General features: G+C 66.9%; 15 protein-coding genes. 7 read left to right on the plus strand and 8 right to left on the minus strand.

Translation table 11 applies throughout. The features are described 5' to 3' along the window. Nucleotides 1-81 precede the first annotated feature (81 nt). Nucleotides 82-231, plus strand: coding sequence for a hypothetical protein (locus N4S67_RS23295; RefSeq protein ID WP_260995412.1), 150 nt, complete (start codon nt 82-84; stop codon nt 229-231). Between the two features lie 15 nt (nt 232-246). On the opposite strand, the gene malQ is transcribed toward N4S67_RS23295, so the two are convergent. The 5 genes from malQ to N4S67_RS23320 all read right to left on the minus strand — a co-directional run bounded on the left by malQ (nt 247) and on the right by N4S67_RS23320 (nt 6,111). After that, on the minus strand, nt 247-2,226 hold the full coding sequence (gene malQ / locus N4S67_RS23300) for a 4-alpha-glucanotransferase (protein ID WP_260995796.1): 1,980 nt from the start codon (nt 2,224-2,226) through the stop codon (nt 247-249). A gap of 70 nt (nt 2,227-2,296) precedes the next feature. Next, on the minus strand, nt 2,297-3,322 hold the full coding sequence (locus N4S67_RS23305; protein WP_260995413.1) for a fused (3R)-hydroxyacyl-ACP dehydratase subunits HadA/HadB: 1,026 nt from the start codon (nt 3,320-3,322) through the stop codon (nt 2,297-2,299). A gap of 71 nt (nt 3,323-3,393) precedes the next feature. Further along, nucleotides 3,394-4,158 (minus strand): alpha/beta fold hydrolase, encoded by a 765-nt coding sequence (locus tag N4S67_RS23310; protein WP_260995414.1) that lies wholly within the window; start codon nt 4,156-4,158, stop codon nt 3,394-3,396. Beyond that, the gene (locus N4S67_RS23315) at nt 4,155-4,799 is read right to left on the minus strand and encodes an FKBP-type peptidyl-prolyl cis-trans isomerase (RefSeq protein WP_260995415.1); all 645 of its coding nucleotides are present in this window, start codon (nt 4,797-4,799) and stop codon (nt 4,155-4,157) included. The genes N4S67_RS23310 and N4S67_RS23315 overlap by 4 nt, the downstream gene beginning before the upstream one ends. A gap of 25 nt (nt 4,800-4,824) precedes the next feature. After that, entirely contained in the window at nt 4,825-6,111 is a 1,287-nt protein-coding gene (locus N4S67_RS23320; RefSeq protein WP_260995416.1) for an MFS transporter, read from the minus strand. Between the two features lie 193 nt (nt 6,112-6,304). Between N4S67_RS23320 and N4S67_RS23325 the strand changes: the two genes are divergently transcribed. The 4 genes from N4S67_RS23325 (at nt 6,305) to N4S67_RS23340 (ending at nt 8,535) form a co-directional block, all read left to right on the plus strand. Continuing rightward, the gene (locus tag N4S67_RS23325) at nt 6,305-7,441 is read left to right on the plus strand and encodes a 1,4-beta-xylanase (RefSeq protein ID WP_260995417.1); all 1,137 of its coding nucleotides are present in this window, start codon (nt 6,305-6,307) and stop codon (nt 7,439-7,441) included. A 109-nt stretch (nt 7,442-7,550) separates the two neighbouring features. After that, on the plus strand, nt 7,551-7,910 hold the full coding sequence (locus N4S67_RS23330; RefSeq protein WP_260995418.1) for a VOC family protein: 360 nt from the start codon (nt 7,551-7,553) through the stop codon (nt 7,908-7,910). Between the two features lie 126 nt (nt 7,911-8,036). Continuing rightward, on the plus strand, nt 8,037-8,204 hold the full coding sequence (locus N4S67_RS23335; RefSeq protein WP_260995419.1) for a hypothetical protein: 168 nt from the start codon (nt 8,037-8,039) through the stop codon (nt 8,202-8,204). An 82-nt stretch (nt 8,205-8,286) separates the two neighbouring features. Further along, a complete protein-coding gene (locus N4S67_RS23340) occupies nt 8,287-8,535 on the plus strand; it encodes a hypothetical protein (protein WP_260995848.1) in 249 nt (82 codons plus the stop codon). A 2-nt stretch (nt 8,536-8,537) separates the two neighbouring features. Here the strand turns inward: N4S67_RS23340 and N4S67_RS23345 are convergent, their stop codons facing one another. Continuing rightward, entirely contained in the window at nt 8,538-9,350 is an 813-nt protein-coding gene (locus N4S67_RS23345; RefSeq protein WP_260995420.1) for a lysophospholipid acyltransferase family protein, read from the minus strand. 143 nt (nt 9,351-9,493) lie between these two features. Between N4S67_RS23345 and N4S67_RS23350 the strand changes: the two genes are divergently transcribed. Beyond that, nucleotides 9,494-10,195, plus strand: a complete 702-nt coding sequence (locus N4S67_RS23350) for a dienelactone hydrolase family protein (protein ID WP_260995421.1) — start codon at nt 9,494-9,496, stop codon at nt 10,193-10,195. 15 nt (nt 10,196-10,210) lie between these two features. Here N4S67_RS23350 and N4S67_RS23355 read toward each other — a convergent pair whose 3' ends face one another. Continuing rightward, nucleotides 10,211-10,642: a hypothetical protein gene (locus N4S67_RS23355; protein ID WP_260995422.1), complete on the minus strand. Its 432-nt coding sequence runs from the start codon at nt 10,640-10,642 to the stop codon at nt 10,211-10,213. Between the two features lie 105 nt (nt 10,643-10,747). On the opposite strand from N4S67_RS23355, the gene N4S67_RS23360 reads away from it, so the two are divergent. Beyond that, complete coding sequence (locus tag N4S67_RS23360) at nt 10,748-11,656, plus strand: hypothetical protein (protein ID WP_260995423.1); 909 nt, start codon at nt 10,748-10,750, stop codon at nt 11,654-11,656. 14 nt (nt 11,657-11,670) lie between these two features. Here N4S67_RS23360 and N4S67_RS23365 read toward each other — a convergent pair whose 3' ends face one another. Beyond that, entirely contained in the window at nt 11,671-12,342 is a 672-nt protein-coding gene (locus tag N4S67_RS23365) for a TetR/AcrR family transcriptional regulator (protein ID WP_260995424.1), read from the minus strand. Between the last annotated feature and the right edge of the window lie 41 nt (nt 12,343-12,383).

Genomic DNA, 12,383 nt, shown 5'->3' on the forward strand with positions numbered 1-12,383 from the left:
CTGCCTGGTTGACGTGAACGCCGTGGTAGGAAGCACCTCCGCGTGGGTATGCCGGACATGATCCGACCTAAAGGAGGCTTCGTGAGCACGCCCGACCACGCAGAAAACACCGGCGACAACCTTCGTCATGCAGCGGAAGTTCAAGAGCAGGCCCAAGACGACAAGAAGGACCCCCAGGTGCCGCCCGGACAAGCCGAAAACGTCGACCCTCTGCCGGACTTCAACACCTGAGGGCAGTCGCGGTCGTCAACCGCGCGCCCGGAACGCCTCGGCGATATCGGCAACCCGCGGGTCGGTCTTCAACTGCTCCAACGTGACCGGCAACGGGAGTCGCCAGTTCGGGTATTCGTCAACCGTCCCAGGCAGATTTGGCTGTCGGGTCTCGGCGATCACGTCGTAGGGCGAGATCAGCTTGAGCCGGCTCGGAGTCGACGCCAGGAATCTGTGCATCGCCGCGATGATCGCGGTTTCGTCTGGTTCTGCCCCCTCGTCCGCCGGCGGAAGCAGGCCCTCCGATCGCAGCAGCGCCAGCCACTCGAGGCGTTCCTTCTCGGCGTTGGCCTGTTCGGCCGGTACGTCGTCGAGCAGACCCAGGTCGGCACGCGCCCGCACGTGCTCACCGCGCAGGAAGCCTGCCGCGGTCGGCAGGTCGTGCGTGGAAAGGCTGGCGGCCGCCCGTGACGGCCATTTCACCGGCGGCAGTAACGGTTCGCCGGGTGCGGACTCGTCGCGCGTGAACCACGACACCGCGCACCCCAGCATCTCGTTGTCGGCCAGCGCCTCAGTGACCTCGGGTTCGACGGTGCCGAGGTCCTCCCCAACCACGGTGGCGTGGGCTCGATGCGCTTCCAGCGCCAGGACCGCGAGCATGGTGTCGGCGTCGTAGTGCACGTAGGTCCCGCGATCGGGACTGTCACCGGGCGGGATCCACCACAGTCGCCACAGGCCCGCGACGTGGTCGATCCGCAACCCGTCGGCGTGCGCGAGCACGGCGCGCAACATGTCCTTCACAGCGGCGTACCCGGTGGCTGCCAGGCGGTCGGGCCGCCACGGCGGCAGCCCCCAGTCCTGGCCACGCGGAGTGAAGTTGTCCGGCGGCGCGCCGACGCTGACCCCGGAGGCGAGGACGTCGGCCAGTGCCCACGCGTCGGCGCCGTCCGCGTCGACGCCCACCGCGAGATCGTGCAGCACGCCGAGCGACATCCCGGCGTCGTGCGCGGTGGCCCGTACGGCAGTGAGTTGCTCGGCACATTGCTTCTGCACCCAGGCGTGAAACGCCACCCGCGGCGCCAATTCTCGACGCGCCGATGCCACCGCCGGCCCGGCGACATCGCGCAACGGTTCCGGCCACCGAGACCACCGGCCGCCGTGCCGTTCGGCCAACGCGCAGTAGGTGGCCCAGTCGCGCAGCCCCTCCGATGCCGACGCACCATCGAAGGGACTGGGCCGGCCCTCGGCGCGCCAAAGTAGTTCCAGCGCATCGCGTTTCGCGGCCCACACGAGGTCGTGATCGATGCGGGCCGTGGAGGCGGAGACGCGCAGCGCGTCCACCTCTGCGCGGGTGTCCGGGTCGGCCCGACGGTAGGCGTCAATGTCCTCGATGCGTAGGGCAAGTGGGTTCGCGAACCGTCGGCTCGACGGCGTGTAGGGCGAAGGCTGCACCGGATGGGTGGGGCCCGGCGCGTGCAGCGGGTTCAGCAGAACCGCTCCGGCACCGTGCTCGTTGGCGGTCCACTTCAAGAACTCCCGCAGATCACCGAGGTCGCCGATGCCCCACGAGCGCGCCGAACGCAGCGCATAGAGCTGCAGCATCCAGCCCCACGTTGCCGGCGACGACGGCACCCGGGGCGGCGCCGCGACCACGGTCGCCTCCTGCCCGTCACGTGTGTGCAGCCGGTACCAGCCCGGTGGAAGGTCGCCGGGCAACTCATCGCGCACCTCGACCCGGCTGCCGTCCTCGTCCACCAGCACTTCGGCCCCGGGTAGGGGATGGGGACGCCCGTGCAATCTGACGGCGATGGTCGGTGGGATCACGCCTGTGCTGTCGCGCTCGGCCAGTTTGGCCAACTCCGCGCGGCGGTCGGCCTCGGTGCGAGCTTCCACATCGAGCAACCCGAGCACCCGGATCACCACATCGGGGTCGACCTCGACCGGCTCACGGCGCTCGTTCCGGTATGTCGTGGCGACCCCATGGGCCGCGGCCAACCTACGCAGGTCATCGGTCATCGGTTTCAGATCCGCCAGCACGCGGCTGCTATACCCGGGAGACCGTTTTTCAAGCCGCCACCGCGCCTGGTCAGCGGAAACGCACGTCCAACGTCGCCAGCCCGAAGATCTTGCGTCCACCGGACTTCGCGGCGACGATCACGACACCGGTGCGGGTCGCCGGGTCCAACGACTTGATCCGCCCGCTGAACTCGATGTCGGCCCCTTCAGTGGCCGACACGATCGCGGGCGCCGACAGCCGCACCGCGTATTTGGTGACCGCGCCGGGGTCGCCCGACCATGCCGAGGCGAATCCGGCGCCCAATCCCATGGTGAGCATGCCGTGCGCGATCACATCGGGCAGCCCGGCCAGCTTGGCGATGTCCTCGTCCCAGTGAATCGGGTTGGCGTCACCGGCGACGCCGGAATAGTTCACCAGGTCGCCACGCGACAGACGGGTGTGGCGCACTCCCAGCTCGTCGCCGACCTTCACGTCATCGAAGGAGGGTGTCCCCGGCGTGCGGGAGAAGACCCCTTCAGAGAGCCGAACCTCGCCCTCCGGGCGCACCGTCTTGTGATAGTCCTCTTCGCCGACGCCGAAGATGTCCACGTCGTGCATCATCTTGCTGTGCACGGCGGTCTTGATCTCCGGATTGAGATCTTCAGCGGTGACTCCGACGACGGTGGTGTGCAGAGTGTGCACCCGTTCGCCTGCCGTGTCGGTGAAGGTGTTCGTCACGGTGATCAGGTCCCTGCCGGCGATCCTGCGCACCGAGGTCAGTTCGACGTCGATGTGCAGTTCGTCGCCGGCCACGATCGGGCGGTGCTGCTCGAAGACCTCTTCGGTCTGCATGTAGGTGTCGTATCCGACGACGACCTGCTCGAACATGCGGCGGTTGCATGTCATGCCCGGGGTCGACGTGAACGTCAGCGGCGCCACCAGGTCCGAATAACCGAGCTCCGCGGCGGCGGCGACATCCCAGTGGGCGGGGTGATAGTCCTGCACCGCACGGGCGTACTCGCGTACCTTCTCGCGCCCGACGAGGTAGGTGTCGGCCATCTGGTACCAGTGCCCGACCCGCGCTTCGAGCGCCGACGTTGCTGCTGATGCGGTCATATAGTGCTCAACTCTCCTGTCGGGCGGTTCACTGAGGCCGACCGAAGCACACTAACGCGCGCGACCAACCTCTAGCTCCCGACGACGCGTCGCCGGATCGTCTCGGCGACCAGTTGGGGGTCGTCGATCATCGGAACATGGCCGACGCCGGGCAACACCACGAACTCCGCCCGCGGCAGCCGCTCACGGGCGATCGCGCCGTTGACGTCGACGGGGAACACCTTGTCGCGCTCGGACCAGGCCAGCGTCACCGGGCATGGCAGGGGATCGAGGGGAGCGATCGACTCCGCTGTGCCCAACAGGTCGCCCGCGACGGCGCACCCCAGGACGTCGTCGATGCTCTCGAGCGCCTGTGCGGGGGTGAGTCTGTCTGCGCGACAGGCTATGTCGCGGAACGCGAGACGACGTACGGTCCCGGACCGTAACGCTGCGGAGGACAGAGGCCGTGGCAGGCGACTCATTGTCACGGTTCGCCGCACGCGGGCGGTCGACGCCTTGTGCGACCGCTGCCCGGCTGACCAGAACCCCGCCGGCGCCAAAGCGCATACGCTCGCCGCCCGACCCCTTCGGGCCAGTTCGATGGCCATCCAGCCGCCCATCGAGTTGCCGACGAGATGCGGCCGGTCGAGACCGGTCTCGTCGAGAAACCGTTCGGCTGCGTCGATGGTGTCGGCGATCGTCGCGGGGCGACGCCGCGCGGCCGGGCCGCCGCGGTGCCCGGCGGCGGTGGGTGCATGAACGTCGAACTCGTCGAGCAGCGGTATGACGCGCTGCCATGCGGCCGCCGACATCGTGACTCCGTGCAGCAGTACGACCTGCTGAGCGTCGGCGGTCAACGCGACGTGGCGTCGAGGATTTTGATCGCGAAAATGAGTGTGTCGCCCGGCTGGATCCCGGCGCTGGGCTGACCCTCCGGGTAGCCGTCGGCGGGCACCATGGCGACGGCAACCGTGGAGCCGACCTTCTGCCCTGCGATCGCCTTCTGGAAGCCGGGTACGACTCCGTCGAGCGAGAAGTCCACCGGAGCACCTTGTTGGTAACTGCTGTCGAACACCGATCCGTCGCGTCCGTTGACTCCCATGTAGCAGACCAACACCGTCGCGGTCTCGGCGACGACCGGTCCGTCACCGGCCTTCAGTGTCTGCACCTGGGTTTCGGTCACGCTGAAGGGCGCTTCCACGTCGATCTGCGGTGCCGTCTTGTCCGTGGCTCCGGTGACCGCGACGCTGCCGGTGGCTCCCGGAAGGGTCCACTCCGGCGCCCCGGTATTGGCCGGCGCTGCCGGGGGGCACGGGCTGTCTTCGGGCTTCGTCTCGGGAATGGAGGGTGGCGTGAACACATCGGAAACAGGTGAGGACGACGTGCTCGCCGTGGCGGTGTCCGAATCGGAGCCACACGCGGCGAGCGTCATGACCGACAACGCAGCGCAGGCCACGACGGCGACAGAAGAGGTACGAAAGGCGTTCACGGCCGCCACGCTACTGCCAACGGCTCTTGGTGATTCAGCCGCTGCTCTCGGCGCCCGGGGTCGCTCGTTCGGGCATGTCCGTGGCAGCCCAGTCGGGAGGAGTCCGAAGACTCGCCAGCGCCAGGCTGCTTATGCCCATCAGAACCATCGTCAGAACCAGAAACGGCTCATAGCCGCCGAAGCTGTCGAACGTCGCGCCCGAAGCGAGCGGACCGAACGCCGTGCCGAGCGATAACGCCGCAACCAGCCCGCCGAACAGGCCGCCGAAATTCCTCAATCCGAAATAGCGGGAGGCGAGATAGGCGATCACGTCTACTTCGGCACCCAAGGTCAGGCCGAAGAGCGCCGCTGCCGCGGTCTGGCTCACCGGATTCGTGCCGGCGAGCAACAGCAGCGCGGCACCGGTGATGGGCACCAGGTACGCGCAGGCGCCGACGACGCGGCCCGGGAACCGGTCGAGGAGAAATCCGACGCCCAACCGACCGACGATGGAGAAGACACCAACCAGTGAGGCGGTCCCTGCCGCGGCCAGCGGCTCAGCACCCGCCCCACGCAGGATGGGAACCAGATGCACGACGACACCCAATGTGGTGAACGCGAACAAGCCGGCTGCCAGAAGGAGTTTGAAGAAGGTCGCCGACCGCAACCCGTCACGAAGCGTGACCCCCGGCAGCCCGGCCGCCGCAGCTTTGACCGTCGTCGGATCGGGAGGTGTTCGGCGCTCGTCCTGCGCGCCCCGAAAGAAGACAAAGACCACGGCAACGACCAGCGCGCCCCACAACACGCCGAGGGCTACGAACGCCCCGCGCCACTCGTAGACGCCGATCAACCAGGTGGCCAGCGGTGGAAACACTGCCGCTGCGAGCGAGCCGCCGGACAACGTCAGCGCGAAAGCGAGTCCGCGGGAATGCTCGAATCGGCTGGCTACCGCGCTCGTCCATACCGTCGTCTGCACCCAGAACGAGGCGAAGGCCAGCACAGCCCACAGCAGGATCCAGTTCACGATCGACCCCGTGGCGGCACCGAACAGCGCGAACGCGGCGGCCATCAGGACGACACCGGCGAGGCCGACCCGACGCGGCCCCATCCGGTCGACCATCAGCCCGATCGGCAGGGCAGCCACGGCTGCGGCCAGTCCGACGATGGTCAGACCCAGCGACGCCTCAGCGCGGGTCCAGCCGAATTCGTTTTGCAGCGGCTCCATGAAAGCGCCGAGTGAATAGACGTGGATGACGCCGATCGAGTAGCCCAGCCCGGCCGCCACGGGCACCGTTCCGTAGCGCCGCCACTCCGTGAGCTTGGCGGTGTCGAATCTTGCCAACTGTCTCTCCCCCGTGCCACGCGGCCGTCACCGTCGACACTTGCGTCAGCCCCCAGACTTCCGAGCAGCCTACGTCAGCTCACGCCTGCCCTGCGGACCGCAATCGGCCCGATGGATAACGATTCGAAACCCGTTGCGTTGCAGGATGACACAGGAGCCGCGTCAGTTCGGCCACGGACACTATGGTCACCTGGTGCACCGGCGAACCGTCCTCAAGCTCCCGTTGTACCTGGCAGCAGCCGCGGCACTGACCAAAGCACCCCTCGTCTCGGCGGCGACGGGTCGATGGTCGGCTGACCGCGCCAGCGCCTGGTATGCGGAACAAGGGTGGCTGCTGGGCGCCAACTACGTCACCTCGAATGCCGTCAACCAACTCGAGATGTTTCAGGCGGGCACCTATGACCCGCGGCGCATCGACGGCGAACTCAGCGTGGCGCGGCGAATCGGAATGAACACCATGCGGGTGTTCTTGCACGATCAACTGTGGGCGACCGACCGAGTTGGGTTCAGCCGTCGACTCTCCGAGTTCGTGTCCATCGCGGCGAGGCACCAGATCAAGCCGCTGTTCGTCCTGTTCGACTCGTGCTGGGATCCGTTGCCCAAGGCGGGCCGACAGCGCGCGCCGATCAAGGGAGTGCACAACTCCGGTTGGGTGCAGAGCCCGGGCGCGCATCGTCTCCAAGACCCGGCGTACACCCGTGTCCTGCAGAGCTACGTCACCGGGGTGGTGGGCATGTTCCGCGATGACCCGCGCGTCCTCGGGTGGGACGTGTGGAACGAGCCGGACAATCCGGCACGCGACTATCGCAAGGTCGAGCACACCGACAAACAAGAGTTGGTAGCCGCGTTCCTTCCGCATGTCTTTCAGTGGACGCGTGCCATGAACCCAGTGCAACCGTTGACCAGCGGGGTGTGGCAGGGCCACTGGCGAGATCCCGGCAGCCGTAGCGAGATCTGCAGCCTGCAGCTCGAGCACTCGGACATCATCAGCTTCCACAGCTACGGCGACCCCGCCGAGTTCGAGGCCCGCATCGATGAACTCACCCCACTGGGGCGGCCGATCATCTGCACCGAGTACCTCGCCCGAAGTCTGGGTAGCACAGTGGAAGGCATCCTCCCGGTCGCCAAGAGGCGCAAGGTCGGCGCATACAACTGGGGTTTCGTCGCGGGGCGAACGCAGACCTACTATCCGTGGGATTCCTGGAACGACCCCTACACCGAGCTTCCTGAGACGTGGTTCAGCGACCTCATCCACCCCGACGGACGAGCCCACGATGACAACGAGATTCGCTTCATTCAGAAGCTCGCGGGGGTCGGCAGCCCAACCTGAGAACCGCGCCGCACGCGTCACCGGATAGTCACAATCGCCCTCCCGTAACCCGGGTAATCGCATGGCAAGCGGGTGGTGCAAGCCCGTCGACGCGATGACTGGAGGAAACGTGGCTAGTGGTGTGGCGACCGTATGGGTGCCGGTGGAGAACATGAGTCGGGCGGTGCGCTTCTACGGCGAGACGCTCGGACTGGACGTCAGGAACGAGGGCGACGACTGGACGGAGTTCGATGCCAATGGCCTGACGATCGGGTTGAACGCTCGCGAGAGCACGCACAAGGGCCGGGGCGGCGGCGCGGTCATCACCTTCCAGCCGGACCGCGATCTCTACGACGAGGTCGTCCGCCTCACGGACGCGGGCGTCGAGTTCGTCGATGAGGTCAGTCAGCACCCCTGGGGCCGCATTGCGTCGTTCAAGGACTCCGAGGGCAATGACCTCCAGCTCTTCGAGGCGCCCTCGCCGGAGTGACGCTGCCGCCGAACACCGGTGATCTCGGTCTCGATCCGTTTCCCGCGTCCGTAGCGGGGCATAACTGCGGTACGGCACTAGCGACGCCGCCTCACCATCCGAGAGGAGGCCAGCGTGCTTGCCGCGATGACCACCACAATCACCACCACCGTTCGAGACGTCGGCACGACCGTTGGAGCGTCGCCGACCTGGATGCTGCGTCATCTGGTCGGCGTCCTTTCCCGGCCGGGGCAACCGTCGGCGGCACCGGTGGACCAGGTCACCATCAGCCCGGTCGGCGTCACGCGCTGCTGAACTCGTGATTGTCCCGGGTGAACTTCGGCGGCACGCCGCCGCTTCGGCCATTCGGTCGATCCCGACCATGAATGGAGAACGTATGAAATTGCTTGATAACGCGAAGTCGACCGCTGACCGGTTACTTTCGGGCGCCCGGGGTAAGAAGGTCGCCCATGACGAAAAGGCCGAGTCCGATGTGGCCGCCGACTCGCACGTCGCTGGGTCACGGGCCGGCGACGACGAATCCGAGGGCGAGTATGTCGGCCGCACCAGTCCGCAATTCGACGCAGAAACACAGCAGAGCGGAGCCGAGGCTCGCAGCGAAGCGAAGCGGCTAGCGCACGAGTGACCTCACCGTCGCTCGGGACCGAGTAACCGCTTGAGCACCGAACGTTGGGGGTCGGTGCGCTGCTGGGTGAGCAGGAACTCGATGCCGTCCTCGATGGACGTTTTCGTGCGATCCCGGATATGCACTACGGCCCGGTCGTCGGCGGCTGCAACGGCCCCCGTGTCGATGGGCTCCCCGAACCAGTAGTACTGACGCTCGGGGCGGGGGATCGGCGTTGGGCCGATACCCCGGACGATCGGAAAGAGGTCGGGGCTGCCCGAGAGTTTCTCAAAGAGCCGCCGCGCCGGGGCGAGCAACGGATTGTCGGTGTCGAGCAGTACGTCGAGTGCATCCTCGGCGCCCACCGTGGCGAAGGGGACGATGGGGTAGTGGTGCTTGACGGCCAGTCGAGCGAAACCCATTCGGTTCTCCCAAATGAGTTTGTATTTCTCGCCTTTGCGCTTGGCTACTTCGCGCCCGCCGCCGGGGAAGACGAGCAGCGTCTCACCCTGACGCATCAGCGCCTCGGCCGTCGCCGGCGTGCCGGGAACGACGCCGACGGACAGCAGCAGATCGCGCCACCGGGGCAGATTGAAGTGAGCATGGTTGCCGAGAATCCTCACCTTGATTCCGCGTTCCCACAGCTCCGCGCACAGCAGCGGCGCATCAAGCAGCCCGATCAGCGTGTGGTTGCCGACCAGTAGCGACCCACGTGAGGGCATGTTCTCGATCCCGTAGACCTTCGGGTTGATCAGTTTGCGCGCCGGCTCGAGCAGTCGTAGGACGCGGCCAAGGGTGGCCGCCGTCGGCGGGTCGGGAACCCAAACGTGCGTCACGCCACCTCTATTGCCGCGCGCAAAATCGGTAAACCCCGCCGGAGGACCGTCCGAGCCTCGCGGCGCCGTGTTCGAGGAGGCGGAAACGGGTAGGTGATCGTCCGGTCACGTACTCAGTGAGACTTCGACGAAGGGGCAGTTTCATGCCTGACACCGAACTGCCCATTCCGGAGGGCGGCTTGCCCGGCTATCTCGCGGTGCCCGCCGGAGCCGGCCCGTGGCCGGCGGTCGTTGTGCTCCACGAAGTCTTCGGGCTGAACGACGACATCCGGCGGATCACCGATCGCTTCGCCGCCAGCGGCTATCTCGCATTCGCGCCGGCGCTGTTCCAGCGCGGCCCCAAGCCGCTGTGCATCGTCAGCGCGTTCCGCGCGCTGGCCACCGGGGCGGGGTCGGCGGTCGACGACATCGTCGCCGCGGCCGAATACCTGAAAGCCGACGAGCGGACGACCGGCAAGGTCGGTTCGGCGGGATTCTGCATGGGCGGCGGATTCTGCCTGTTGCTCGCCGACCGCGGGGTGTTTGACGCGACCGCGCCGAACTACGGACCGTTCCCGCCGGCCACCGGCGTGCCTGCGCGCTCCTGCCCCATCGTCGCCAGCTACGGCGCCGCCGACCGGCTGCTGCCCGGTGCGGCCGCCAAGCTCGAGGAAAGCCTCGCTCCCAGCGGCGTGGCGCGCGATATCAAGGAGTACCCCGGCGTCGGCCACAGCTTCATGAACGAGTGGAAGACACCGTCGCAGCTGCACTTCGTAGAACGCGTAGCGGGCCTGCACCATTCGTCACCGCAGGCCGAGGACGCGTGGCGGCGAATACTGGCATTCTTCGACGAGCACCTGCGGTAGCGAGCAATGACGCGCTCAGTCCTTGCGCCGCCGCGGCTCGGAACGCCGCTTCGGCGGTGTGGCCGACTCGGGGGCATCGGCTTGCGCGGCCGCATCGCGGGAGAGTCCGGTGATTCGTCCGAACGTATTGACCCCCGGGACACCGCGAACCGCGCGAAAGGCTTGATCACCACGAGCCGCCAAGGCCTCCAGTTGGGGCAGGAGCCGATCGATGGTCTCAAAGGTCGGGTCGGCGAGAGCCATGTACCGCTCGAGTCGGTCGAGATTCGTATTCAGCCGTTCGGTCGCCGCCGCCAGGTTCTCGATGAGGTCGGGCAGTTGCGCGAGGATCTGGGCTGACGCCGTCGGAACACGGAGTGCCCCGCTGGCCAAGTCCTGCGCCGCTTGCGCGGCAGCTTGCGCAGCGGCCCGGATGTCGCCTGGCTGCGATTTTCGTGAGTCGGTCATGGCGCAACTCTGTCGCATGCCCACGGCCTTCGTTTGGCTTTGGCGAGTCCAGTCGGTCAGTGCGCCTCAGATTCGTGTCCGGGGCCCGTCGCCCGGTGAAATAGGATGTGCACGCAGGCAATTGCGATCCGGCACGCCCGCCGGGTACACGTCATGCCGGAGGAGGGCCCGATCGTAAATTCGCCGCCGCCGCAGGCTTGGCCGCCGCAAGGTCCTCCGCCGCAGGGCTGGCCGCCACCGGGATGGCCCCCGCAAGGCCCGACGCCCCCACAGGCGCAGCCGCCACAATGGCCGTCCCCCGCTCCGCACGGCCACCCGCGGCAGTGGCCTCCACCGCAAGGGCAGCCATGGCAGTGGCCGCCGACCGGGCCGCCCACACCGCCCCCGTCGAAGAACACGGGACTACTGATCGGAATCGGCGCAGCCGTGGCGCTGATCGTCGTCTTTGTTCTCGCGTTCGTGGTTCCGAACATTCTGGGCAGCGAGTCGAGCAACGGGGGCAGCGACGTCAGTGATGAACAACGCGCGGCCAACGCCACCACCGCGGCGTCACTGTCTGATTTCGACGTCGTGTGCGGAACGGGCTCGGTGAGCAACGCCGCCCCCTACGAGAAGCCGTACTCCATCGCCGCGTTCCACCAGGGGACAGCTGAAAACGACTGGGACGCGGTGACGTTAGACAACCAAGCCGACTACGTCGCGGACCGCTCGAATCTGACGTCGATCAACGTTGTCGCATGTCTGACACGCAAAGACGGTACCGAGGTGAAGTCGGGTACCTGCGAATTCGGATCGGGCGGAGAACAGGTCGCCGCCGATCACTACGCGGTCGAATACGACCTCGAGTTGCGTGAGGCCAAGACCGGCAAGGCCATCACGAACCTCGGAACCGTGAACGGTCCCGCAACCCGGTGCCCCTTTATTGCGTACTTCGACGAGAACGACCCGGAAATCTTCGGTTCGCCCGATCCTGCTGCCGTAGAGGACAAACTGGCCGAATTCGCCGCTCAATGATTGCGGCAGCACGGTCACGGATCGATCTGGGCACCCGCGGCTTGGTCGCTCAGTCGTGAGCGCGCGACGGCCGCGGCACCGTTGCCCGTGATCAACCACAGCGTTGCGAGCTGAACCACCAACTCATCGACGGTGATCGAGATCGAGCCGTTGACGAATGACAGGATCGCTTCGGCGCTACCGCCGACCACGAACGCCGGTGCCACAAGGGCCAGCGCATCGTGTTCCAACTCGACGCCATGAACCGAGCGGGCGTGTTCGATCAACACGGCAGTCAAACCCCGCATCACCTTGGCGCGATGCGCGTGGACAGCGGGCGATGCCGCCACTCCACCCAGGAGCACCCGCGCGCGGCGTGGATCGTCTACCAAGGCGTGCACTGCTGCGCTTACACTTGAAAGCGCTTGCTGCTCAATAGGTTCTGTGACGACCGCAGTGACCGCGAGGAGTGTGGCGTCTCTGACCGACGTGGAGATGTCGTCTATCACCGCTTCAGCGACACCGTCGAGATCGCTGAAACTTTCGTAGAAGTAGCGCTTGTTGAGGCCGGCGTCCGAGCAGAGACGTTCCACCGTCGCGGTCCGCCATTCGTCGTGTGCCATCACGGCCAGCGCCGCTTCAAGCAGACGTGATCGTCGCTCACGCTGGCGGTCCGCACCGGACACACCGCCGTAGCTGCGTCCCATCCCCTGATCGTCGCACCGCGCGTCCACTTCCACGAACGCGC

This window comes from Mycobacterium deserti, from assembly GCF_025345615.1.
Lineage (GTDB): Bacteria > Actinomycetota > Actinomycetes > Mycobacteriales > Mycobacteriaceae > Mycobacterium > Mycobacterium deserti.

Coding starts and splice junctions, on each gene's coding strand:
- malQ (WP_260995796.1), bottom strand. CDS start 2,226: ATGACCGATGACCTGCGTAGGTTGGCCGCGGCCCATGGGGTCGCCACG.
- N4S67_RS23305 (WP_260995413.1), bottom strand. CDS start 3,322: ATGACCGCATCAGCAGCAACGTCGGCGCTCGAAGCGCGGGTCGGGCAC.
- N4S67_RS23335 (WP_260995419.1), top strand. CDS start 8,037: ATGACCACCACAATCACCACCACCGTTCGAGACGTCGGCACGACCGTT.
- N4S67_RS23340 (WP_260995848.1), top strand. CDS start 8,287: ATGAAATTGCTTGATAACGCGAAGTCGACCGCTGACCGGTTACTTTCG.
- N4S67_RS23350 (WP_260995421.1), top strand. CDS start 9,494: ATGCCTGACACCGAACTGCCCATTCCGGAGGGCGGCTTGCCCGGCTAT.
- N4S67_RS23355 (WP_260995422.1), bottom strand. CDS start 10,642: ATGACCGACTCACGAAAATCGCAGCCAGGCGACATCCGGGCCGCTGCG.
- N4S67_RS23360 (WP_260995423.1), top strand. CDS start 10,748: ATGTGCACGCAGGCAATTGCGATCCGGCACGCCCGCCGGGTACACGTC.
- N4S67_RS23365 (WP_260995424.1), bottom strand. CDS start 12,342: ATGGGACGCAGCTACGGCGGTGTGTCCGGTGCGGACCGCCAGCGTGAG.